Annotated in this window: 24 protein-coding genes; 20 read left to right on the forward strand and 4 right to left on the reverse strand. The window is 53.0% G+C overall.

Going from position 1 to position 22,821, the window contains the following annotated elements:
* Positions 1–1,102 precede the first annotated feature (1,102 nt).
* From AC0TOF_RS02635 to AC0TOF_RS02725, 19 genes are all read left to right on the forward strand, one after another.
* Entirely contained in the window at positions 1,103–1,630 is a 528-nt protein-coding gene (locus AC0TOF_RS02635; protein ID WP_473767107.1) for a dCTP deaminase, read from the forward strand.
* A gap of 3 nt (positions 1,631–1,633) precedes the next feature.
* A complete protein-coding gene (gene dcd, locus AC0TOF_RS02640; protein ID WP_473767108.1) occupies positions 1,634–2,167 on the forward strand; it encodes a dCTP deaminase in 534 nt (177 codons plus the stop codon).
* Complete coding sequence (locus AC0TOF_RS02645; RefSeq protein WP_473767109.1) at positions 2,164–3,282, forward strand: hypothetical protein; 1,119 nt, start codon at positions 2,164–2,166, stop codon at positions 3,280–3,282. Before dcd ends, AC0TOF_RS02645 begins: the two co-directional genes overlap by 4 nt.
* A 21-nt stretch (positions 3,283–3,303) precedes the next feature.
* A complete protein-coding gene (locus AC0TOF_RS02650) occupies positions 3,304–3,894 on the forward strand; it encodes an HAD family hydrolase (protein ID WP_473767110.1) in 591 nt (196 codons plus the stop codon).
* A gap of 22 nt (positions 3,895–3,916) precedes the next feature.
* The gene (locus AC0TOF_RS02655) at positions 3,917–4,849 is read left to right on the forward strand and encodes a hypothetical protein (RefSeq protein ID WP_473767111.1); all 933 of its coding nucleotides are present in this window, start codon (positions 3,917–3,919) and stop codon (positions 4,847–4,849) included.
* Positions 4,850–4,886: 37 nt separating this feature from the next.
* Positions 4,887–5,786 carry a class I SAM-dependent methyltransferase gene (locus tag AC0TOF_RS02660; RefSeq protein ID WP_473767112.1) on the forward strand — a complete coding sequence of 300 codons (900 nt, stop codon included), beginning with the start codon at positions 4,887–4,889 and terminating at the stop codon, positions 5,784–5,786.
* Position 5,787: 1 nt separating this feature from the next.
* Entirely contained in the window at positions 5,788–6,816 is a 1,029-nt protein-coding gene (locus tag AC0TOF_RS02665; protein WP_473767113.1) for a cytidine deaminase, read from the forward strand.
* A gap of 385 nt (positions 6,817–7,201) precedes the next feature.
* Complete coding sequence (locus AC0TOF_RS02670; protein WP_473767114.1) at positions 7,202–7,915, forward strand: DUF6065 family protein; 714 nt, start codon at positions 7,202–7,204, stop codon at positions 7,913–7,915.
* The gene (locus AC0TOF_RS02675; protein WP_473767115.1) at positions 7,912–8,907 is read left to right on the forward strand and encodes a hypothetical protein; all 996 of its coding nucleotides are present in this window, start codon (positions 7,912–7,914) and stop codon (positions 8,905–8,907) included. The genes AC0TOF_RS02670 and AC0TOF_RS02675 overlap by 4 nt, the downstream gene beginning before the upstream one ends.
* Before the next feature lie 4 nt (positions 8,908–8,911).
* The gene (locus AC0TOF_RS02680; protein WP_473767116.1) at positions 8,912–10,108 is read left to right on the forward strand and encodes an MFS transporter; all 1,197 of its coding nucleotides are present in this window, start codon (positions 8,912–8,914) and stop codon (positions 10,106–10,108) included.
* Between the two features lie 209 nt (positions 10,109–10,317).
* Positions 10,318–11,004 (forward strand): IS6 family transposase, encoded by a 687-nt coding sequence (locus AC0TOF_RS02685; RefSeq protein WP_473767117.1) that lies wholly within the window; start codon positions 10,318–10,320, stop codon positions 11,002–11,004.
* Between the two features lie 107 nt (positions 11,005–11,111).
* Complete coding sequence (locus tag AC0TOF_RS02690; RefSeq protein ID WP_473767118.1) at positions 11,112–11,588, forward strand: DUF1850 domain-containing protein; 477 nt, start codon at positions 11,112–11,114, stop codon at positions 11,586–11,588.
* 226 nt (positions 11,589–11,814) lie between these two features.
* Positions 11,815–12,489, forward strand: coding sequence for a GntR family transcriptional regulator (locus AC0TOF_RS02695; protein ID WP_473767119.1), 675 nt, complete (start codon positions 11,815–11,817; stop codon positions 12,487–12,489).
* Between the two features lie 40 nt (positions 12,490–12,529).
* Entirely contained in the window at positions 12,530–13,504 is a 975-nt protein-coding gene (locus AC0TOF_RS02700) for a TRAP transporter substrate-binding protein (RefSeq protein ID WP_473767120.1), read from the forward strand.
* 51 nt (positions 13,505–13,555) lie between these two features.
* A complete protein-coding gene (locus AC0TOF_RS02705) occupies positions 13,556–14,056 on the forward strand; it encodes a TRAP transporter small permease (protein WP_473767121.1) in 501 nt (166 codons plus the stop codon).
* Positions 14,056–15,333, forward strand: coding sequence for a TRAP transporter large permease (locus AC0TOF_RS02710; RefSeq protein ID WP_473767122.1), 1,278 nt, complete (start codon positions 14,056–14,058; stop codon positions 15,331–15,333). Before AC0TOF_RS02705 ends, AC0TOF_RS02710 begins: the two co-directional genes overlap by 1 nt.
* Positions 15,334–15,340: 7 nt before the next feature.
* On the forward strand, positions 15,341–16,423 hold the full coding sequence (locus AC0TOF_RS02715; RefSeq protein WP_473767123.1) for an L-idonate 5-dehydrogenase: 1,083 nt from the start codon (positions 15,341–15,343) through the stop codon (positions 16,421–16,423).
* Between the two features lie 18 nt (positions 16,424–16,441).
* The gene (gene uxuA, locus AC0TOF_RS02720) at positions 16,442–17,659 is read left to right on the forward strand and encodes a mannonate dehydratase (protein ID WP_473767124.1); all 1,218 of its coding nucleotides are present in this window, start codon (positions 16,442–16,444) and stop codon (positions 17,657–17,659) included.
* Entirely contained in the window at positions 17,656–19,122 is a 1,467-nt protein-coding gene (locus AC0TOF_RS02725; protein ID WP_473767125.1) for a mannitol dehydrogenase family protein, read from the forward strand. The genes uxuA and AC0TOF_RS02725 overlap by 4 nt, the downstream gene beginning before the upstream one ends.
* Positions 19,123–19,637: 515 nt before the next feature.
* Here AC0TOF_RS02725 and AC0TOF_RS02730 read toward each other — a convergent pair.
* The gene (locus AC0TOF_RS02730) at positions 19,638–19,883 is read right to left on the reverse strand and encodes a hypothetical protein (protein WP_473767126.1); all 246 of its coding nucleotides are present in this window, start codon (positions 19,881–19,883) and stop codon (positions 19,638–19,640) included.
* A 319-nt stretch (positions 19,884–20,202) separates the two neighbouring features.
* On the opposite strand from AC0TOF_RS02730, the gene AC0TOF_RS02735 reads away from it, so the two are divergent.
* Entirely contained in the window at positions 20,203–20,370 is a 168-nt protein-coding gene (locus AC0TOF_RS02735; protein WP_473767127.1) for an AAA family ATPase, read from the forward strand.
* 207 nt (positions 20,371–20,577) lie between these two features.
* Here AC0TOF_RS02735 and AC0TOF_RS02740 read toward each other — a convergent pair whose 3' ends face one another.
* Genes AC0TOF_RS02740 through AC0TOF_RS02750 form a run of 3 tightly spaced genes read right to left on the reverse strand, consistent with a single transcriptional unit; the run spans position 20,578 to position 22,723 of the window.
* The gene (locus AC0TOF_RS02740; RefSeq protein WP_473767128.1) at positions 20,578–21,513 is read right to left on the reverse strand and encodes a pyridoxal-phosphate dependent enzyme; all 936 of its coding nucleotides are present in this window, start codon (positions 21,511–21,513) and stop codon (positions 20,578–20,580) included.
* A 60-nt stretch (positions 21,514–21,573) separates the two neighbouring features.
* Complete coding sequence (locus tag AC0TOF_RS02745; protein ID WP_473767129.1) at positions 21,574–22,128, reverse strand: GNAT family N-acetyltransferase; 555 nt, start codon at positions 22,126–22,128, stop codon at positions 21,574–21,576.
* Complete coding sequence (locus AC0TOF_RS02750) at positions 22,118–22,723, reverse strand: recombinase family protein (RefSeq protein ID WP_473767130.1); 606 nt, start codon at positions 22,721–22,723, stop codon at positions 22,118–22,120. Before AC0TOF_RS02750 ends, AC0TOF_RS02745 begins: the two co-directional genes overlap by 11 nt.
* Between the last annotated feature and the right edge of the window lie 98 nt (positions 22,724–22,821).

Consider the following 22,821-nt stretch of genomic DNA (forward strand, 5'->3'; position numbering starts at 1 on the left):
CGACCGCTTCACCTCTGCGATTCACCGCGAGCTGCGCCAAACCGCCAATACTATCTGGCGCGATATCGCTGGCCTGTAATCTGCATAAAAGCAGCTTCAAAGTCCGGGATATGTCCGTAAGCAGGTTAACGTTACGGTGCCCAGCCCGCATATCGGATAAGCCGTGCTCTGCTTACAGAGCGCGGCGGAGCCGTCACGCCGGGTGGTTACCGCTCCGAATACAGCAACACAAAACCGCCGGATCCAACTAAAAACTGGATAAAACTTGGGGGCAATATCAATTTTGCAACTTAGATCGGCAAAATATACTAACAATAAAACTCCATTGCATTCAGACTTACTTATACGCAACTTCCTTGGCGTTCGTAAAATTGAAATATTCCCTCTTGCCAATCTGAAAACACCCCTTATAATACTTTTTATTACTAGATAACGGCCCACTTCAAGCGGAGAGGTTGTCGTTTGCAGTTTCATCGTTCTTGGGTGTGTGCATCTTATGGTAGATCAGCGGTTGGAGGTCCCAAGGATAACACTCGTCCGGCATGGGCAACCTGAGGTGGATTGGTCCCCGTTGCTGACAGCATCGGAGTTCAGGACTTGGACCGCAAATTACGATGTCGTCTCTCTTTCCAGTGGCAGCCTGCCGGACGAGACACTGGTACGACTGGTCGCCAATGCCAGCAACGTATTTTGCAGCACACTTCGGCGTTCACAAGAAACTTGCCGCTTGGTCTCATCCTCCGGCAGGTTCGTAGAAAACGCAATCTTCAACGAAGTGCGTCTCGTAGTGCCCCCTGTCCCGATGGTACGAATGTCTCCTTACCAGTGGGCGCGAGTAGCAATGTATTTGCTGCGCAAGGGTTGGGGGCAGCGCGCCCTGATCCAGCGAGCAATCGAAGCGGCTGGTATACTTGCCGCAACGTCCATACGGGACGCGAGCCACTCGGTCCTTTTCGGTCACGGGACGATGAACCAGTACATATTCGCTGAACTGACTCGTAGTGGATGGCACTGCGTAAGGCAAAGCACCTCGCATGCCTCCTATTGGGGGTGGAGTCACCTCATAGCTCGCAAAGACTGAAGTCTCTAGAGGGTTGCTACCATGATATTAACTGGCGAAGCCATTTATGAGGCCATAGTTGACGGTGATATTACATTCCATCCATTCGATAAAAGCGCCATCAACCCGAACAGCGTAAATTATCGGCTAGGCGAGCGTATACTGCACGTTTTCGTTAATGAAGACGGCGGTCCGTCGACAGGGTGTGCTGAGTTGCCCTTAGAAAATGGCAGGTTTTTACTGAAGAAAGGCTTGCTGTACCTCGGTTCTACTTTGGAGACTATCGGCAGCGAGAAATACGTCACCTCGCTGATCGGCCGAAGCTCAATAGGCCGCCTAGGGCTATTCGTCCAAGTGTCAGCAAACCTCGGCCACGTGGGCGCTATTCATCAGTGGACCTTGGAGTTGGTTCCTTCAATCGATATCTACGTCTATCCGGGTCAAACGATCGGACAGGTGTCGTTCTGGAGATGTACAGGCGATCAGCAGCAGTACAATGGTTGGTTTGGTCAGCACAATCAGCCGATGCTATCGAAATTCCATGACCCGTTCTTCCTGGTGGGAGAATAATTTATGATACTCACGGGACTTGAAATCACACGTCGGATTAACGACGGCGATATAATTTTCGATCCGTACAATCCACTTCATGTCAATCCAAATAGCGTGGATATCACGCTATCCAACCAACTGCTTCGATATACCCAGCCAATTATCGATCCGCGGCTAGAGCCGGAGGTCGAAGAGATTATCATTCCCGAAAGTGGGTTTGTATTGGAGCCTCATAGCTTCTGGCTGGGTTCGTCGACTGAACGTGTTGGTAGTACTAACTTTGTTCCCCTAGTCCATGCAAAATCGAGCACTGCTCGCGCCGGGTTGTTCGTTCACGTCACAGCCGACCTCATCGACATTGGATCGATTGGAACGATCACGTTCCAGCTCTACTCGACAATATCATTCAAACTATATCCCGGCATGAGAATCGGCCAGATGACTTTTTGGCAGCCATTTGGCGAGATAAAGCTCTATCAGGGAAAGTATCAGAACTCCGGTGGACCTAGAAAATCGATGATTTATGCCGATGATTTCTGGAAGAGGTTCGCATGAACATCAATTTGTTGGTTAATTTCCGAGATATTATCGATAATATACATGTCGACGCTACGGAAATCTCTGTTCAATGGCGATCTTCCGACGATGTTTATCTAATTTCGGGAGAGCGGCAAAGCATAGAGGCCGCGGCCCGATACTGTTCTGGGTATCTGGAAATACTGCCTGAACCTAGACTAGGGTGCGCGAAAATTTGCTGCATAACAGATGATGGCCGCGTCGCCGCAATTTTTGAGTCGATGTCTCATGAGGCAGTCACAATCGAAGGAACAAGCTTTAGCCATCTCTCATTTTCGGTTGGCGCTGATGTGCTTTGCGTCAGATACGAGCAATCGCGCTTCTATGATCTGACTATGTTCTCACCTGAAATGGTTTCGGTGGTAGCTGCATGCACCAATGGGCCCCCGGCATATTTAGCATTGGTTAGGACCTTGCGGAACCATGTTGCGTGCCGCCGTCTCGAAAACGGCGAGCTATTTCTACATGGTGCAGCCGTCAAAACGGAGAGTGGCGGTATATTACTACTAGGTGATCGTCGAGCCGGGAAAACCACCCAACTGTGCGAGCTTCTCACGCAGCATTCGGCAAGTTTCGTATCGAACGATCGGGTGTTTCTTACGAGTGACGGTCAAATCTCAGGCGTCCCAGTCTCGGTGAACCTGAGGCAGCCTACTATCGACCACTTTCGGCATTTTGACCTCAACTGCGATAAGGGAGAGGTACATGCGGTGGGCACGGTGAGGGCGCGGGGCGACGTAAGCTTAAGCGTTCCAGATTTCGTCGAAAGACTGGGGTGTCGCATAATATCGCACGCGCATCTTCGAACAATTGTCGTGCTGACTCACGATCCTGACGGAAAAGGCGTCCAAATTGAACAGTTGGACCGAACAGACCTTCAGGATTTGCTTTTTGCTCAGCAGTTTTTGCTTGTCGATAAAACTCAGCCATTTTGGAAGGTGCCGGCAGACCGATCCCATAAACTGCCTGAGCTTAACGGTGTTAACGGATGGCGGATTTATTCTGGGAACCAAACGATACCTGAGACCGGAACTTCGATAGCTTCATTGAAGCCTCCCGTTCATGACAAAGTCGCGGGTATGGAGGTCGTTTGAATGCTTGAGAGGATGGTGTTGATGATCGACCTCGATGGGGTCGTTTTGGAAAAGGGGCAGCCTTGGACCACTAACCTAAAAAGGGACCTAGGTCTTTGCCCAAACCGTCTGCAGCAGGCATTCTTCCTTCCGTACTGGACGGCTATCGTATGCGGCCGCCTATCAATTCGCGAGTCAATGGCCGAGGTTTTGGATCAGATCGCACCGAGTTTGTCGGCAGATGACGTGCTCGATTATTGGTTCTCCCGAAGCGGCTACCCCGACGAGCGTGTCCTCCACGGAATAAGTATTCTTAGGCGGCAAGGTGTCTCCGTTCATTGCGCGACAAATCAGGAGCCATTGAGAGTTGAGTATATCTGGCGGGTCCACCAGATGGATAGCTATTTTGACGCAGTCCATTACTCAGCCTCCATTGGATTTAGAAAGCCGCAACGGGCGTACTACGAAGCAGTCGCGCGCGAACTTGGTCCGAAAACTAATGATATTTGTCTAATTGACGACACCCCAGAAAATGTCCGGGGCGCAATAGATTGTGGATGGGCGGGAATACATTGGACCGGCAACGCCGATATCGCGGAGTTAGTTCACGCGTTCGCGATTTCCGAGCAGTGATTGAAAATAGAGGTATCCGACAATGATCGACATCGAGTTTTCACAGTTCCTTGAACGAGAACTACCTGGGTCGAAGCATGTTGTAGTCAGCACAGGGAACAACCTCGTTGTTCGTGCAACCTCGGCAGACGGTGATTTCATCGCCAAAAAGATCATCGATACCGATATTCCAGTTGAGTATTTTCTCGAGATCAATTCGGTTATTTCGCAGCATATTGATGTGCAAAAGATCAGGCGGGCTTTCTACCAGGAAGATTCAACTTACATAGTTTCTGAATTTGTTGATGGCGAAAATTTGGCTGTCTATTTGGCGGGGGACCGAACTACAGCTCAGTTAGAATCCGTCGCAAGTTATCTGGCGCGCTTCTGCGAAGCCACTCGATCGGTTTCACCACTTGCACCGGGTTTTGGCCTTTCCAAAGTCGGAGCGCCGACCTTCAGCAGTCACATGGAGTTCCTTCAGTTCTACGCTAAAAAATATTGGAGCCGGGTACGAGATTCCTTAGTAGACGAGTCGCTCGTCGAATGGCTTGATCAGTGGGTGTGCGGCCAAATTGAAGAGGTTGGACAGGATCGAGAGCATCGTACTGTTTCGATTGACTCGAATATGCGCAACTTCATCATTAGGCCGAATGGCATCATTACGCTCCTCAATATGCCGATTGTCGGCTATTCGACGCAAAGCCACGCTATAGCGTCGCTCAGCGTGCATCTCAGAAACACGCGCCTTCACGAGATCTTCTTGACCAAGGTCGATACGGATTTAGCCGCACCGACCGCCCGGGCCGTACGTCACCTGGAGCTGTGGCATATTCTTGGAATCATGTCCTTTTATGCCGTGCGAGACCCCGGTAACTCCAACGAATGGAGGAACTGGGGTAGTCCGGTGCCACTTCTGCACGATGTTAGACAGATCGCCCGCTCACTGGGTTATTTCTCCCTGCAGCAACAGTAAGGCGAATACGAAACTAGATAACGATAGAGGTGTAAATATGAACTCTGTTAGCAATCCGAAGCCATTCGATTTTGGTATCGAATATATAAGAGAGCACTTTGGGTCAAATGTGCCGTTGGCAACGCAGCAGATAACACATAATCTTTACAGGACTAACGAAGAGCGGCTTGTCGATCAGATTGTGCGAGAACTGAGGCTGAACGGAACGGAGGCTATACTTGATGTCGGTTGCGGAAACGGGTTCATTCTAGGTGAGGTGGTCGCCCGGCTAAGGGATGGCGGGCGTGCAACCGGCGTTGATGTATCGCCTGCAATGCTTGAACTGGCTAGAAGTAGCGTCTCTCGCTCGGTTGTGCCGGTCGATTTGATTGAGGGCCGCGCGGAAGACCTTTCGAGGTTTCCTGAAGGCCATTTCGAGCGTGTTATGGCCAACTTTATCTTCCACTACATCGATGATCCTGATCAGGTTTGCGCGGAGTTAGCTCGCGTGGTGAGCAAGGATGGATTCGTTCTAGTGTCCATTGAAGCTAGGCACTCGATGCCAGAGATGTACAATTTGCATTTCGAAGCGATGACCCGTTGTGATTTTCCTCGCGAGTTCATCGATAGGCTTCCGCGCGGTCGCCGGGGAAAAATGGTTTTGGATAATGCGCAAGAGATCCTTAGCCGTCATTTCGGAGAGGTAACCGAACATCCATACGTGGATGCACTCGAATTTAAGTCGGCCGAGCCATTTATGCGCTTTTACGCTGCCGGGCATCGTTATCTTGGTGCAAAAGCGATGGCTGGCAATGTGATTACGCCCGATCACTTGGATAAATTGCATCTCGAAGTCGAGGAAGCAATCCAGAGCCGGATTGAGAAGAATGGATCATTCTCACTTTCAAAATACAATTCGATCTTTGTCTGCAGAGAGCCAAGCAGGTGGGGGAATTGAGATGTTGAAGATTGCACTGACGGGCTTGCCCGGTGCAGGCAAATCGACGACGAGTCGATTGCTCGATAGCGCTTTCGCACAGTCGGGCCGTGCCTGCAGAATAGTTAAAATCGCAGCGCCGCTTTACGACCTGCAGGCGCATTTCTATGACCGGCTGGGACATAAAATCAGCGCCGAACAACAAGACGGTATCCTACTCAACTTCTTGGGCAAACATTTCCGAGACATCGAAAGGGATTTCCTCACAGATGATATGAATGCCCGCGTTGATCTCGCGAGCATCGTCGGTGCCGATGTCGTGATCTGTGATGATGCGCGTCCTGCAGACTTGAGCGCCCTACGTGATCAAGGCTTTATTTTAGTAAGGATTGAAACCTCCAACGATCTAAGGACTAAGCGTAAGCTTGGTCGCAACGATCTATCTGTCGGACGCGACGATCACATGACCGAGCGGAGCGAGGCTGGCGCCGCTATGGTTCCCGACTTCGTGATCGAAAACTCGGGGACAATAGAAGAACTCGTCGAAAAGGTGGAGCGTTTAGTGGCATCTGTTTCCACAACCGCTGTTCACGAGAATGAGGAGAATGATCTCCAATACGCTTCGCGAGCTCTCTTTGATAAAGCCAGATCACTCGTCAGCTCGCGATATGGGGAAAATAGGCATCAGATAGCTGCTGCGGTTCTCACCAAAAACGGGCGTATATTTACAGGGCTGCACGTGGAGGCGATGGTGGGGCGGGCGTCGGTGTGCGCGGAAGCAATTGCGTTAGGCAAAGCCTGCGAGGTGGGTGAAAATGAGATTGTCCTGGCGATAGCCGTCCGTCATCCAAAACCGTCCGAAAGTGATAGAAGCATTCGGGTGGTGCCCCCGTGTGGGCTGTGCCGCGAACTCCTATTAGATTATGGACGCCATGCGCGAGCGATCGTTGCCGACCAGGGCGCACTCCGCTGTGTCCCTATAGCAGAAATGCTTCCTCATAAATACATCGGAAGCAAATGGAATAACGTTGACTCACCCCGAAGTATATGAAATTAGCAGCTCATCCTGAATCAAGATAAATCTTTGATTAATACTCAAGCAATCATCTTTCTTTGTGTATAATAAGTAATCTATACGGGAAAAAAGGTTATATTTTGTTATTTTCTTGTTGATTTAACTGCCATTGGTAGAGCATATTACTTAGGAGGCCTAGCCTCATCTCCCTGACACGGGAGCTTCCCTTAGCCCTAGAAAGGAACTGCTATGAAAATTGCAATCTCGGATATCAAGAATCTCTCCAAGAAGATTGTCCTTGGAAACCGGCTGCGGGCCGTTTCGAGCAACGGTGTAACCGTTAAGAGCAACGGCGGCGGCGCGAAGTAACGCGCTGCGGGCGCGCCTGCGGGCGCGCCCAATCGCAAGGGGAACCGCCTCAATGATCTTTTTTAAAGCGCATGTTGACATGCCGGATCCGCGACAAGCGACCGATGGGCTATCTGGGGAAATCCCGCTGAGAGCATATCAGCACTGCGAGCCGTTCTTGGCGGCCAATCGAGTTGGATACCTACTCTATCCCCCCAGCAACTTTGTATTAACGTGGGACGGGGCGGATGTTTACGCGGAATTCGACGGGATAGACGAGATCGTCAAAGTCAGTAAGTGTTTTCTTCCGGGATTTGCGGACTACTGGATCCAGAATGCCCCAGCGGAAATGGCTGATTTAATGCCTCCTTTTCTGGAGGCTTTTCCAGAGCGGGGCATTGTACAGATTTGGACCGGCTTCTTCGTGAGCACCCCCGAGCACACGAGTACCTGGATACGTAGTCCGATCAACCGTAAGCATAGTCGCGCTTATGAGATCGTTGAAGGCATTGTGGAGACGGATTGGTGGGCAGGTATGTTATTCACGAACATCCAGTTCCTCAAAACTGACGAGCCAATTGAATTCAAAAAGGAAGATGCGTGGCTACAAGTCTTCGAAGTGCCCAATCATCTGCATGCGAAGCGAAAGCTTTCAAGACCGGAATTGACTGCGGGAGTTGAGGCTTTCCCCGAAGATCTGTGGCGGAGAATGGGCGAGACACTTGAACGTCGAAACAGTCAGGCTCCTGGTTCGTATCGTGCGGAAGCAAGAAGGAGGCGGCCATGAGTTCACTCCATCGTTTCGTATCACGCCTCATGGAATGCGCCGTAAAACAGCAGCCCTTGGAAATCTCGGACCTCCCTGAGAGTAGTCGTGAGGAGATAGGCCGCTTGGCCATCCACCACAAGTTGGAGGGGGCACTGAACCGCTCGTCCCCTGAAATGGCGGCGGTAAGTCATTTGAACGCGCTTGTGTACGCGAAGCAACAAGCTTGGCTGGCGCGGCACTCTCCGTTCCTTTCAGAAATTCCTTCATTCACACTAATCCAAGGCTTCTCGCGAAACAACGATTTCTCTCCTCTGATGAGTGCAGGTCGCCGCGGTGACATCGACTTTTGCATTGAGGAGGAAGATGAGGATCGCCTCAAATCAGTCTTTGAAAAGATAGGACTGAGACAGCGCGCTTACATCGGTGGTCGACTTGTTGATCTCGACCAGTACGAGGCGCGAACCCTGTCTCAAAAAATGGGCTACGCTTACAGCAAGGATATGGCTTATAGCACATCAGAGCCCTTTGAATTCGAAGCCGACGAGGAATTTGAATTCGGCGAAGCGTTTGGCGCTCTTCGAAATTTTGATAATCGACTGGAGATTGCGTACGTTCTCGAGAGAACACTTTCGTTCGGCGATAGCGATCGGGCAATTTCAATAGAGGACAGAAACAAGCGACAATACTTGGGCGTTTCAAGTGGGGATGATCACCTACTCGCACTAGCGGCGGCTCTAAGATTCGCGAGAGGAACGCCCAAGGGAGAACATCGACTTCGTCCTGCCGTCGAGTTCATTTGGGCCTTGGCCAGCCCTGAGTTCGAAGTAGACTCGACCGAGTTCCTTCGGTTGGCGAGAAAACATCAGCTTGTTGACGTTGTCGCGAGTGCCGCTGGCACCCTTGCCCTTCTTCACCCCTCAGTGGACGACTTGCTAAGAAGACGAGCGCTTCCCCGGATGAAAGACCTAGTTCTTCAAGAAGAACTACACAAGCAGATCATGGCGGTCTAGCAAAATGAAATCAGTTTTCACGAATATGACCTTTATCAACGTCCTTGTCTTGACGGCTGCGACAGGCGCGTCGGTGGAAATACTAAGGCTTGCGCTTCCGCTTATTGCGTTTGAAATTCGACATTCTTCTGCCGACGTTTCGATATTGCGTGCGGTCTGGTTTATGCCGAACCTAATTCTTGCGATATTTGCAGGAGTTATAAATGATCGTTTTCGAAAGAAATTGCTCATTCGACTGTACATGTACATACAACTGGCATCGATTGTTTTGATGTCCTTTATTCCAGCCGTTTTGAGTTCGTTATTTGCTTTATCGGCTTTGTCATTTTGTTTGATGACCGCCAACTACTCACTTGTAAATTCCCAAAACAGTGTGGTGCAGCAAGCGGTTCCGGCGGCTCAGCTAGTCAATGCCAACGCGTATTTAAGCTCCCAGTTCTCAGTAATTTCCGTCTGCGCACCGGTCGTGGCGGGTCTGTTGGTGGAGTTTAGCCATCAAGCAGCGCTGGTTGTACCCCTAGCCCTGATGGCTGTCGGAACAGTTGCTGCTCTTTTTATGGACCTCGACGAGATTCCAAGCAAAGAACCATTTGTCAGGGCTCTCAAAGATGGATTTCGGGAGTTTGTTGCAAATAGGCCGCTCGTTATGATGTCCGTTTGCATGATGATCGCAAATGGGACTGAAGGGGTTTACACGGCGCTTTTGATTGAGAAGGTCGCCGCGGCGACTACAAATGTCTCATTTGTCTTGGGCACAGCTTTTGCGTTCGCGGGCCTGGGTTCAATTCTCGGATCGGCTCTTACCCCTGTAGTTCGGAAGCGTGTAGGAGTGTGGACGACCTTCTCAGTTCCAATTGGCGCAACAGGCATAATATATTTGATGATAGCGCGCACCGACGGCATCCTTTTACTATGTGCTCTTACCTTCCTCGAAGGAGTAATCTCATCATTGATGATCGTTACACTTTGGTCGTTTCGCCAAGAGACCACTGATCGTAGACTGATGGGGCGGGTCGCGGGCATTACTGGTTCAATTTTTAAGCTCGGAGTTCCTCCAATGATCATTTTGTTTGGCGTAGTAGCTACCAACAAATCGGTTGCGTTTGGTTATACAGCAATTGGAATAATCAACGTTGTTACCTGCCTGTCCGTAAGTATATTGAGTATCAAGATGGCTAAATCGGCTGCGTTTCAAAAATGACCGTATCTGCCGAACTTAAGATGTTAACTGAACTGATGGGTGGATGCCCCCTCCGGTTGGCATCGGAGTATGATGCCTGCCCAGCGCATGGTGGCGCTCACGGAGGAAAGGCAGATGACACAAGTGCAAATCCTGGTTCTGTCGCAATTTTTTTGCTCCTGCCAAGCTATGGCCCAGTCAGTGTCTGTAATTGAGTGAGGCGGCAGCGGATGACGGTCGATTTCAAAGGGGCTCATTTTCCCAAAAGCGTCATCCTGCATGCCGTCTTCTTTTACGTGCGCTACCCCGTCTTCTATCGTGACCTTCAGGAAATCCTGGCCGAACGCGGCGTCTGCGTTGACCATGCGACTTTGAACCGATGGGTTGTTCGCTACGTGCCTCAGATTGCCGCTCAGGCTCAGCTGCGCAAGTGCCGCACGGCCCGTTCCTGGCGTACTGACGAGACCTATATCAAGGTGAAGGGCAAATGGGCCTATCTGTACCGGGCGGTTGACCGCGACGGCCAAACCCTTGATTTTATGCTGTCGGAACGCCGGGATCTGGCTGCAGCGCGGCGGTTCTTTAAAAAGGCCATCACAAGCAACGGCGTTCCGCAGAAGGTCGTCATCGACAAGAGCGGAGCCAATCTGGCTGGCTTACAGGCCATGAACACAATCCTGAAATTCACCGGAACGGGCGACATCATGGAAATCCGTCAGATCAAATACCTCAATAATATCCTTGAACAGGATCACCGCTTTATTAAACGGATTACAAAACCGATGATGGGTTTCAAGGCGTTCCATTCGGCGTCCGCCACCCTGGCAGAGATCGAAGGGGCTCACATGACCCCCAAGAACCAGTTCGCCAATGACAACCGCTCGCTGTTCCAGGTCTTTGCCGAGCTCGCAGCATAACTGCGTCCAGACATAAGCACGCTTCTAGCCTGCCGAAAATTTGCGACAGAACCCAGCATCCTGCTCTGGGGGCGGCCGCTATCGGGCATCTGCGAACACCGCTGAACATGTGGGAGCGCATATGGGCTTTCGTTGCCATCGCTCTGATGCTTGCAACCTATCCCTATAGCGATGAGCTCGGCTTTGCGGCCTGCGCGGCCTTCCGCCGCCGCGTCATCCGGTTGATGGCGGTCTGCATTGCAACAGTTGGCGGCGTGATGAAGATCGCCGCCACGAGCTTCGTTCTCTCCTGGACGCACAGCGTCGAGAATGTGCCGTGGCAGGAGGTCTGGAATGTCACGCCCCTGGGGCTGGTCTTGTCAGAGGCTCGCATCAAAGGCTCCGGTGCAGGCATGGACCCGTCTACCGACGCCGTTCTCAGGTGCGGTTGGTATGTCTATCATCCAAACATTCCCCCGCGTCCTGAAATTGTTCTCGCGGCCTCCGGCATGACAAGCAGAGGCTGGTCCTTTTATGCAGATGGCGGTTGTTTGGAACTGGGTACAACAGAGGAACAACCAATCCATATCCGCCCCTGCAACTAAAACGGTTCCGCCCAGTTCCGAAATGCGCCACTCGATCAGGAATGTAGCCGACGGTTGTGGGTGAGTAAACTCTCACTGAACCGTCGCAATGCAACGGTCCTCACTTCTGCCCAACTTCGGCTGCCGTCACGTTTCATTTCGAGCTGTGGTTCGACTGGAGGAACAACACGTACTTCTGTTGACTGGTATGGTAGTATGGTATATTCGAAATTTGAGGAGCCCATTTATGCAAAGCCCATCATTGCAACCAAAGCACGTCAGTGTCGTCGATCAGCTTTACGCTACGCTGCGGGCTGCCATCATTGATAATGCACTGTCCCCGGGCGCCCGGATTTCCGAGGCCGACGTGGCTCAACAATACGGGGTCAGCCGTCAGCCCGTGCGTGAGGCTTTTATCAAGCTCGCCAATGAAGGACTGCTGGAGGTTCGGCCCCAGCGGGGCACCTTCGTCGCAAAAATTTCACTACCGGCTGTAATGGATGCGCGCTTTGTGCGCGAAGCGGTTGAAGCCGACATCGTCAAGCTTCTGGCCCAATCTCCCGATCAATCCCTGGTTGTCGAATTGCGAGCCCAGCTCGTTCGTCAGGAAAAGCTCGTCGGCGGATCGGCACGCGATTTCATGGAGGCGGATGAAATATTCCACCGCACTCTGGCCGAGGGAGCTGACAAGGCAAAAGCCTGGCGCGTCGTCGTCGAGATGAAGGCCCAGATGGACAGGGTACGGTTTCTTTCCAGCATGCATTTCCCGGTCGATCGCCTCATCTCGCAACATCGCGCGGTGGTCGACGGGATTGCGAACGGCGATCCCGCCCAGGCCGAGCATTCGATACGGATGCATCTGCGGGGAATTCTGAGCGATCTGCCTATCATCGAGCAGGAGCGGCCCGAATATTTTCTGTAGAGCCGCAGTACAGCAGCAATCATATCTAGAGGAGGAAACCATGAAATTTCAGAATCTTACGCGGCTGGCAGCGACCTGTGCCGTTCTCGCCGTCATGGGGGGAACTGCCCTGGCGCAGGAGGTGACACTCAAGCTTGGGCATCTCGCCAATGAAGAGAATATCTGGCACAAGGCGGCGCTGAAATTCGCGGATGAAGTCAAATCCCGTACCGAGGGACGCGTTGCCGTCGAAGTCTATCCGAATGAATCGCTCGGCAAGGAAATCGACCTCATCAATGGCATGCAGCTCGGCACGGCCGATATGACCATCACCGGTGAAAGCCTGCAAAACTGGGCGCCAAAAGCAGCCCTGCTGGCTCTGCCATATGCATACAAATCGCTTGAACATATGGACAAGGTCGCCTCTGGCGAGATCGGCAAGCAGATCGAGGCAGAGATAATCGAAAAGGTCGGCATCCGCCCCCTGACCTATTTCGCACGCGGTCCACGCAACCTGTCGGCCAATCGCGAGATAACCAAGCCGGACGATCTGAAGGGTTTCAAGGTCCGCGTGCCGAACGTGCCGATCTTTGTTGCCGCATGGCAGTCGCTCGGTGCAAACCCCACCCCGATGGCCTTCTCCGAGGTTTTCACCTCGCTCCAGAACGGCACCATCGAAGGCCAGGAAAACCCGCTCGCGCTTTTCAAGTCCGGCGGCTTCTATGAAGTTCAGAAAGTCATCAACAAGACGGAACACGTCCGTTCGTGGATCTATCTGGCCATATCGGAACGGAGCTGGGGCAAACTCTCGGAAGCTGATCAGGCTGCATTGCAGGAAGCTGCCAACGTCACCCAGGCTTTTGAACGCGAGCTGTTCATTGCGGACGAAAAGGCACTCGTCACCGACCTCGAAGGCCGGGGGGTGAAGTTTGTCGACGTGGATCAGGCTGCCTTTGCCGACAAGGCACGTGACGCCGTCATCAACTCGGTGCCGCAGGAAGTCCGCCCCCTGGCCGAACAGGTTTTCAACGACTGAGCTAGTGGCGCTGCCGGCCCTCCGTCCGGCAGCCGCCCCGTCGAGGATACCATGACAAAACTATTCAAAGGGTTGGAAGGCATATGCCGCCTTCTGATACTGGCAGCATTTCTCATATTGATGGGCGCGGTGCTGTTGCAGGTGTATGCGCGCACGTTTTTGAGCACCGCCCCGGTCTGGACAGAGGAACTGACCAGATTCTGCCTGCTCTATATTGGTGCGCTCGGTGCGGGCCTCGCGCTGCGTAGTGGCGATATGGTCAATGTCGACCTTCTTTGCGAAAGCCTTCCTGGACGTATGCCGTGGCTGCTGCGGCTGGTAAGCGCCACATTGACAGTAATTTTTGCGGCTGTTCTCCTGCCTGCCGCGTGGGATTACACCATGATCGGGAGCCGCCAGACCGCTCCTTCGCTCGGGTGGCGCATGGATTTCGTCCACGCAACGCAGCTCGTTCTTCTGGTCGCTCTGGGCCTCTGGGCCGTGATGCGCATCATTGAGATGCTGTCGGGCCGCCATGACGGGCGCCCCATCCCCAATTCGGAGGAAAACTGATGGGTCTGACCCTTCTCCTTGGCACATTCGTGCTGGGCCTGGCCATCGGCCTGCCCGTAGCCGTGACCCTGGGCCTGTCCTCGATGGCCTATCTTCTGTTCGCAGACATCCCGCTGGTTGTCATTCCACAGAAGATGTATGCGGGGATGGACAGCTTCGTTCTGCTCTGCATTCCGGGTTTCATTCTGGCTGGAAACCTGATGAACTCCGGCGGCATCACGGAGCGGATCATCCGCTTTGCAAATGCCCTTGTGGGCTGGATGCGCGGCGGGTTGGCGCAAGCCAATATCGCAGCCTCGATGCTTTTCGGCGGCATTTCGGGAACCGCCGTCGCCGATGTGGCTTCCGTCGGTGGCATGATGATCCCCGGCATGAAGAAGGTCGGTTATCCAGCCGATTTCTCCGCTGCCGTTACAGCCGCTTCATCGACCGTCGGCCCGATGATCCCGCCAAGCGTACCGATGATTATCGTTGGGTCGCTCTCCGGTCTTTCGGTCGGCAAGCTCTTTCTGGCGGGTGCGGTTCCCGGCCTTTTGATGGGTTTTGCCATGATGGTGACGACCTATTTCATTGCCAAGAAGAAAAACTTCCCCCGCGAGGACTGGAAGGGCGTCCGGGAACTGCTATCCTCGTTCACCGGCGCGATCTGGGCCATCGCCATGACCGCCCTGATCGTGGGTGGCCTGCTGATCGGCATCACGACGCCGACTGAAACGGCTGTGGTCGCGTGTCTTTATGCGGCGGTGGTGGGGCTGTTCGTCTACAGGGAACTGCCGGTAAGCCGAATTCCGAAGATCATCATCGATAGCGCGATCAGTTCGGCTGGCATTCTCGTTCTGGTGGGCACAGCCAATGTGTTCGGCTGGATTCTCGTCGCGGAACGTATCCCGCAGACGCTGGCCGATGCGGTTCTCTCGATCACGGACAACAAATTTCTCGTTATCCTGCTGATCAACATCCTGCTTCTGTTTGTCGGCATGTTCATGGAGACGATCGCAGCTCTGATCATTCTGTTCGTGCCCTTGCAGGCTCTGGCATTGGCAGTCGGTATCGACCCCATTCATTTTGCCTGTTTTGCGGTCCTCAACCTGATGATCGGACTGACGACGCCCCCCGTCGGCGTTTGCCTGTTTGTCGCCTCCAATATTGCGCGACTTCCCCTCTCGCCAGTGATCAGGGCAATCATCCCTTACATCATCACCAATTTGATCGTCCTTCTGATGGTCAGCTATCTGCCGCCGCTGGCGATATGGCTACCCAACACATTGATGCCCTGAGGTGGAAATGACTGAATTGTCGAACACGCGCGTGATCTGTCTTCACGCGCAGGATGATCTGCGGATCGAGAGCCGTCCTGTCGGAACACCGGGGCCGGGCGAAGTGCTGGTTGCGGTCGAAGCAGGCGGGATCTGCGGATCGGATCTGCATTACTGGCTGGAAGGCGGCATTGGAACCATTCGCGTTCGGGAGCCGATCATCCTCGGCCACGAGGCGTCGGGACGCATCAAGGCCCTCGGCGAAGGCGTGACGGGCCTGACGCCGGGCCAGCTTGTCGTCATGAATCCCTCACAGCCTTGTGGCACCTGCAGTTTCTGCCAGCAGGGCTTGCCCCGCCATTGCACCGCTATGCGGTTCAAGGGCTCGGCAATGTACCTCCCGCACGAACAGGGAATGTTCCGCGACCGGATCGTGATTGCGGCTGACCAATGCCTGCCTGTCCCCGATGGGATCGATCCGGGAGCCGCAGCCTGCTCGGAACCGCTGGCGGTCTGCCTCCACGCTGCCAATCGTGGCGAAGCGATTGCAGGCAGCTTTGCGGGCAAGGTCGTCATGGTAACGGGCGCAGGCCCGATCGGTGCCCTTTGCGTGGCGGTTGCGCGACAGCGCGGCGCTTCGGAAATCATTGTGACGGACATTCAGGACGCCACGCTGGCCGTCGCCGCACGCATGGGCGCTGACCATACTGTCAATATTGCAACTGACGCGACAGGGCTCGCCCGCTGGCAGGCAGGCAAGGGCAAGGTCGATCTGGTATTTGAATGCTCGGCCGCAGCGCCGGCCATCAACGACGCAATTTCCTGCCTGCGTCCGCTCGGCACGCTCGTACAGGTCGGAGTCGCCGGACCAACCGTCCTGCCTCTCAACGTCATGGTGGGCAAGGAAATCCAGTTTGTCGGCTCGCAGCGGTTCGATACGGAATTTGCCGAGGCCGTACGCCTGATTGGATCGGGGGCTATCGATCCCCGACCGATCATCACTGCAACCATTCCCTTGATCGAAGCCTTGTCCGCCTTCAGGGCGGCTACAGATCGTTCCCGATCTGTCAAGGTTCAGATTAGTTTCGCTGATGCGTCGGCATCGCACTGAAAACAGAAAGACGAATAAATGAGACAGACCTGGCGCTGGTTTGGCCCCAAGGACCTCGTATCCATCGATGATATGCTGCAAGCAGGGGTCGAAGGCGTTGTCACCGCCCTGCACCACGTGGCGACCGGCGCGGTCTGGTCCCCCGCTGAAATCGAACAGCGACAGACCGAAATTGTCTGGATGAAGAATGGCGATCCTTCCGGGCTGAAATGGGAAGTCGTCGAAAGCCTTCCGGTTTCAGAAGACATCAAGCGACAGACCGGCGACTGGAAGACCCATATCACCAATTGGAAGACATCGATGCGCAACCTGCGTGACGCAGGCATCGAGGTCATCTGCTACAATTTCATGCCGATCCTCGACTGGACGCGTACCGACCTTGCCTACCGGCTTGCGAATGGGGCGACCTGCATGCGCTACGATGCGCTGGATTTCGCTGTCTTTGACCTGTTTCTGCTGGAGCGCAAGGGCGCGTCCGAAAGCTATCAACCCGACCTTATCGAAGCTGCCCACAAGCGTTTTGCAGACATGTCCGAGGCGCGGCGGCTGGAGCTTTCCGGCAATGTCGTATTCGGTCTGCCAGGCGCTGCCGAACGTATGTCGATGGACGATGTGAAGGCGCATCTCGCCCATTACGACAATATTTCGCCAGAGCGCTTGCGCAGCCATTTGATCGACTTTCTGGCAGAAGTGGCTCCGCTCGCGGAAGAAATTGGCGTGCGTCTTTGCTGCCACCCGGACGATCCGCCGTTCCCGCTTCTCGGGCTGCCGCGCATCATGTCCACGGAAGCCGATTATAAAGCGGTCATGAATGCAGTAAACATTCCGGCGAACGGTATCACACTTTGCACCGGTTCACTGGGCGCGCGCGCCGATAATGACCTGCCAGGTATGATGAAGCGCCTGGGTGACCGCGTGCATTTCCTGCATTTGCGCAATGTTGCGCTCGAGGAACCCCATCTTGGCGGTTCGTTCCATGAGGCTGCTCATCTTGAAGGTCATACGGATATGGTGGCAATGATTGCAGCCATTCTGTCGGAGGAAAACCGCCGCAAATCTGAAGGCCGTGCCGACTGGCGCATCCCGATGCGCCCCGATCACGGTCAGGACATTCTCGATGATCTGAACCGACGCGCTCAACCGGGTTATCCATCTATCGGTCGGCTGAAAGGTCTGGCTGAATTGCGCGGGATCATGACCGCCCTCTCCCATCCAGATGTCAGGATCCACAAGTGAAACGGCTTTCGGCAGAGGCAAACCGCGGGGGGCCGGCCAGTTGGCCCGCTTATACCCCCGAAGATCATGGAGTGGGCATCGTTCATCTGGGGCTTGGCAATTTTGCCCGCGCGCATCTCTTGTCCTACACCGATACCGTGCTGGCGCAAAAAGGTGGCGATTGGCGCGTGACGGGCGTGTCCCTGCGGGGAACTGCCGTTGCCGACAGTCTTAATCCGCAGGATGGCCGCTATACGCTGATCACGCGCGGCCTGGTAACGGAGGCGCGGGTGATCGGGGCACTGGATCGGGTACTCTCCGGCCCGAAGGTCGGACAGGATGCCTTGAACGCGATGATATCGCCCGGATGTCGCATCGTCAGTCTAACAGTGACAGAAAAGGGATATGGAATCAGCAGCGACGGGAGGCTGGATCACGCGCATCCAGCTATCGCTGCCGACCTCGCCAATCCGGAGACACCGTCCAGCGTGATCGGCCTTGTCGTGGCAGCGCTATCGCGCCGTGAGGCCGCTGGATTGCCAGCATTTACCGTCCTCAGTTGCGATAATCTCTCGCATAATGGTCAGAAGTTGCGAAATGCAGCACTGGCCTTTGCTCGCGAAACTCACGGTGAGCAGTTGTCCTGCTGGATCGCGGACAATGTCAGCTTTCCCTCGACCATGGTGGATCGGATCACGCCAGCATCGAATGCAGAGACCGCCAAGCTTGCTTTAGAACTGACGGGACGTGAAGATCATGCTGCCGTCGAAACCGAACCTTTCAGCCAATGGGTGATCGAGGACAAATTCTGTGCAGGACGTCCGCAATGGGAATGTGCCGGCGCTCATTTTGTCGACGATGTCGCTCCATATGAAAGTATGAAACTGCGAATGCTGAACGGGGCCCATTCGATGCTTGCCTATAGCGGACAGCTCTCCGGCAAGAAGCTGGTCCGCGATGTTATGGCCGATCCGGAGCATGCTGCACTCGTCCGTCAACACCTTGCTGCGGCTGCAGCGACTGTAAACGGACTGTCCATTGATCTCGAAGCCTATGCTGCGGCTCTTATCGAGCGGTTTACCAACCCTGCTATAGCCCATTCCACCGCGCAGATCGCGATGGACGGGACGCAGAAACTGCCACAACGCATCACCGCCCCGGCGCTGGACGCACTGGCATCGGGCAAGCCCTACAGACCCTTTGTCTTTGCTCTCGCTGCGTGGCTTGCCTATCTGGCTCGAAAGGGGAACGACGTCCACCCAGTTTCATTGAATGATCCCAAAGCCACTAAGCTTTTGAACGGATTGAAAGATATCGAGACATCGGAGGGGATAGTCCGTGCGGTTGCCTCTGTGTGCCCGGACATCCTTCCCGAAGCACTGACAGATGGCGTGTTCGGTTCAACTCTGCGGGACACGCTTCATGCAATCCAGTCGGAAGGGATCTTGACGGCTATCAAACGGGAGGCTGCAGAGGCCACTTGATCGTTAATAGCATAGTTCGGAGTCGGCGCGTGAAACATTGACACTGTTAAAGAGGTATTGCTCCCTGTTTGTCCGTGACATCGATTCTGGCCTTGGCTCGACCCTCGAGTTTCGTAGATGGATATCGACTATATTTAGTTTGGCGCATGTCGGGTTTTCGCGAGAAACGAAAGACAGCTACTGACCAATCTATGATTGCCAGCCAAGTCATCGAATTCTAACGCCTGGAATGGGGCCGTTATTGGAGACCGGAATACTTCAAACTTGCACGAATTCTATCCAACTGACTAATGATCACTGCTATGCCGAAACAAATAGATCCAAGCCCAAATGATAATGTACCAAGCATCAGTCGTTGTAATGACGACGCATCAACAATGAATAACAACCCAATTGGGATCTGAATCAATCGAAGAATGAAAACCAAGAACTTCATTATTTTTATCCGCCTGTTCTGTTTCGATATTGAACAACGCAAGTATCGAGGCAGTCGGCCGCCAAAATAGACGATTGCATCACTTAACAACAGCGCAATCGAATTTGATGGCATCAATCTCCCCTGAAGCGACGTTATATTCACTTACCTGGAGAAATGAACATATATAGATATTTTCTTCATTCTGGAGAAAAACGTAGTTACCTGTTGACGACTTGATTTCATATCCTTTCTCGACGAGATCCAGAATGGTTGGCTTTCGTTCAGCATTGGCTAAGGAAGTTAGCGCAAGGGTGACGATAACGGTATTGAACAAGATTTTCATTTTATTCCCATGATATACACAAGGATCAAACGGACGTTAAATAGACCGATAGAGTACCTAAAATCTGTTTTGATGTCGCACAACAAAAAAGACGTGAAAGTCGAGCTATGAACAGGATATCTGTAGGCGTAGTATGTTCCCGGTAGACAAGCCCCGCCTCATGAGGTGGATTTCGATGGGTGGCACTGTTGTCTTGCTTTTGTCAGCTTGGTAACATTCACGCTTTTGCGAGCATCAGTTTTGTATCTACCGGCGAGAAATCCACCTTCCCGAACACAACAAATGATTGCTATTGTCTTGGCAACTTATGAGGGATTCGATGCGTCTTGGTAGCTTCTCCATTCGAAACTTACGGCGTCTGAATGATGTGTCCGTTGATTTCGAAAGCAAGGAAACTGTTTTTGTTGGCCCGAACAACAGTGGCAAGACCCTCTGCGACGGCTACCATTCGCAACTTTCTCGGGAAACGGGAACCTTAGGATCTTGATGTTTTCGAAAGACGCGGAAGCGGCTAAAAAAAGAACTGATCGAGCGCGTTCTGTTCCAGGACGGCCAGGTTTCAATTTTGTAAGTACCGGACAGATCCTTATGCTGATTGAATTTTTCACATTGATCGTTTTCGGGGTCGGCACAAGATTAGTTCAAAATCGTACGTTTAGGTCGAACGAAAAAGGAACGCGTTATTCTGCTGCCTTTAAACGTTGCCGCCACATATGATCACCCAAAGTCTGCGATATGAACTTGGAAGTCCTTGCTCGGAAATCGCAGCTAATGCCAATGCTCCGCTCGGCTCCGCCTGTATTCCGGCTTCGCGAGCCATAAGCGCTTGCGCTTCAATGACGCCTGCGTCTGATGCTGCAAGTGTACGGACCCCGATTTTCTGCAGAATGCTAAAAGCAAGAGAGCCTATTTCGGTAACTCTCAAAGCGTCACATATGGTCTGCTCTTGTGCTACGATCTCCACAGGATGCGACACGTTAAAAGCAGCATACAGGCGAGGATAATGCTCAGGCTCAGCTACATAGATATCATTTTCGAGTCCACTGATCCGTAGCCCTAATGATGTTGCTGCCGCTAAACCGCCGCCGCCGCAAGCGACGACAATAGCATCGTCAGGAGAACCATCATCCTTCATTGCACGAGCTAGCTCAACGCCAAGGGAACAGCTACCGACAAGCATCGATGCGTCCCTGAATGGATGCAACAATGGTAAACCCCGCGCTTTTGCTTCCAGTTCCGCACGATCAACAAAGTCCGGTCGTGGTACGAGAAGGACTTCCGAACCAGAATTCAGGGCCATTTCTCGCTTTGCAGCAGGTGCATCGTCAGGCATTACCACCGTCGCAGGAATGCTAAGCTTTGATGCAGCCAGCCCCACGGCTATTGGGAAGTTTCCGGAACCGCAAGCAACAACGCCTTCCGGATGTTTGCTAACTCCGAGTATGGCTCCCCTATATTTGAAGGATCCTGCATGCTGTCGTGTTTCATCTACTAGCCGGATTTCCTTGGAGTTCTTTGCTACGGGAGTCAGATCGGCAAACTGGACGGGCGCGCTGTGGTTTAGAACAAACTCGATATCGGTTTCCAGGCTTTCCGAGAGCATTTGTTCGCTTAGCGAGAAGTGATCCATTTGCTGCAAACTCTGATGTCTGTGGAAGAAAAATCAACGATTGGTGAGATGGCCCAAAAATTAGGCTTTTGACCTTTCGAGTTCGAAATAGGTGCATAATTCATCTCGGCCACGAGCGGGCGCAAAGACAAGCTGCTCACCAGTCCTGTGCATTCCAAGTTTCATTAGGAGATTATGAGAAACGGTATTTTCGGTTTGGGCACCAGCTCGCATAGAGTGAGTTTTTAATTCTTCAAAACAGGCAGCAATCAGGCCTTGGGCAGCTTCATACCCAAATCCCATGCCGTGAACTTCTTCAGAAAGCCAATAGCCGATTTCGCCAATTCGCTTTCCACCCAATTCTCCAAAATCGACTTTGATCCAGCCAATAACCTGATTGTCAGCTTGGTTCACGATTACCAGTGGAAGCGTGCGTTGTTCCGAATGTCCAACAAGCGCTTTATCAATAATCCTATTTACTGCTTCTTGCGTAAGAGGGAATGGCCAAACTGCTACCCACCGGCTGATCGCAGGTGTCATTAATTTTTGAAGTGCAGCGCTATCTGACAACCTTACCAGACGCAGTTCCAGGCGCTCAGTAAGCATTTTGAACGATTGCAACGGTTCATTTTTCATTCATTTTCCCAACGCTTTCAGCAGCCTGATTTCGGATGCGCATGATCGTTTGTCTGCTCGTGGCAAACTTTCGTGCAATAGCTGAAATACTTATTCCTGCTACCAGATCAGTATGCACGGCCAGTTTTTGTATATCGCTAAGTGTCGATGGGCGCCCCAGAGATTTCCCCTCTGACTTGGCTCGCTTGAGGCCAGACTGCGTGCGCTCAATCAGCAGATCGCGCTCGAACTGAGCCACAGCGTTGAGAACATTCATAGTCATCGTACCGGCTGAACTGGTTAGGTCGGCGCCGCCCAATGCGAGGCAATAAACCCTGACGCCCATTTCTGCGAGCGCTTTGACGGTGCTGCTGACATCGATAGCATCACGACCAAGTCGGTCGAGCTTGGTAACGATCAGAATGTCGTCGGCCTCCATCTTATCCAACAGCCTTGAGAAGCCACGGCGCTGCGCAATTGCCGTACTGCCGGAAACCGTCTCGGTGACGATCCGGCGGGGCTCCACATGAAAGCCGGCAGCTTTAATTTCCTGAATCTGGTTCTCGGTAGTCTGTCCGGTTGTCGAGACGCGGACATAGGCAAAGGTGCGTGGCATTGGCTCGATTTCGTCCGAATAGGATGTCCGAAATATTCACTCTGTACGAAACTAAGTCAAGATAATTTGTGGACAGGGTGTTTTTCCCCTGTACGCAA

The sequence above is a fragment of the Ochrobactrum sp. PL_is501 genome, assembly GCF_055816895.1.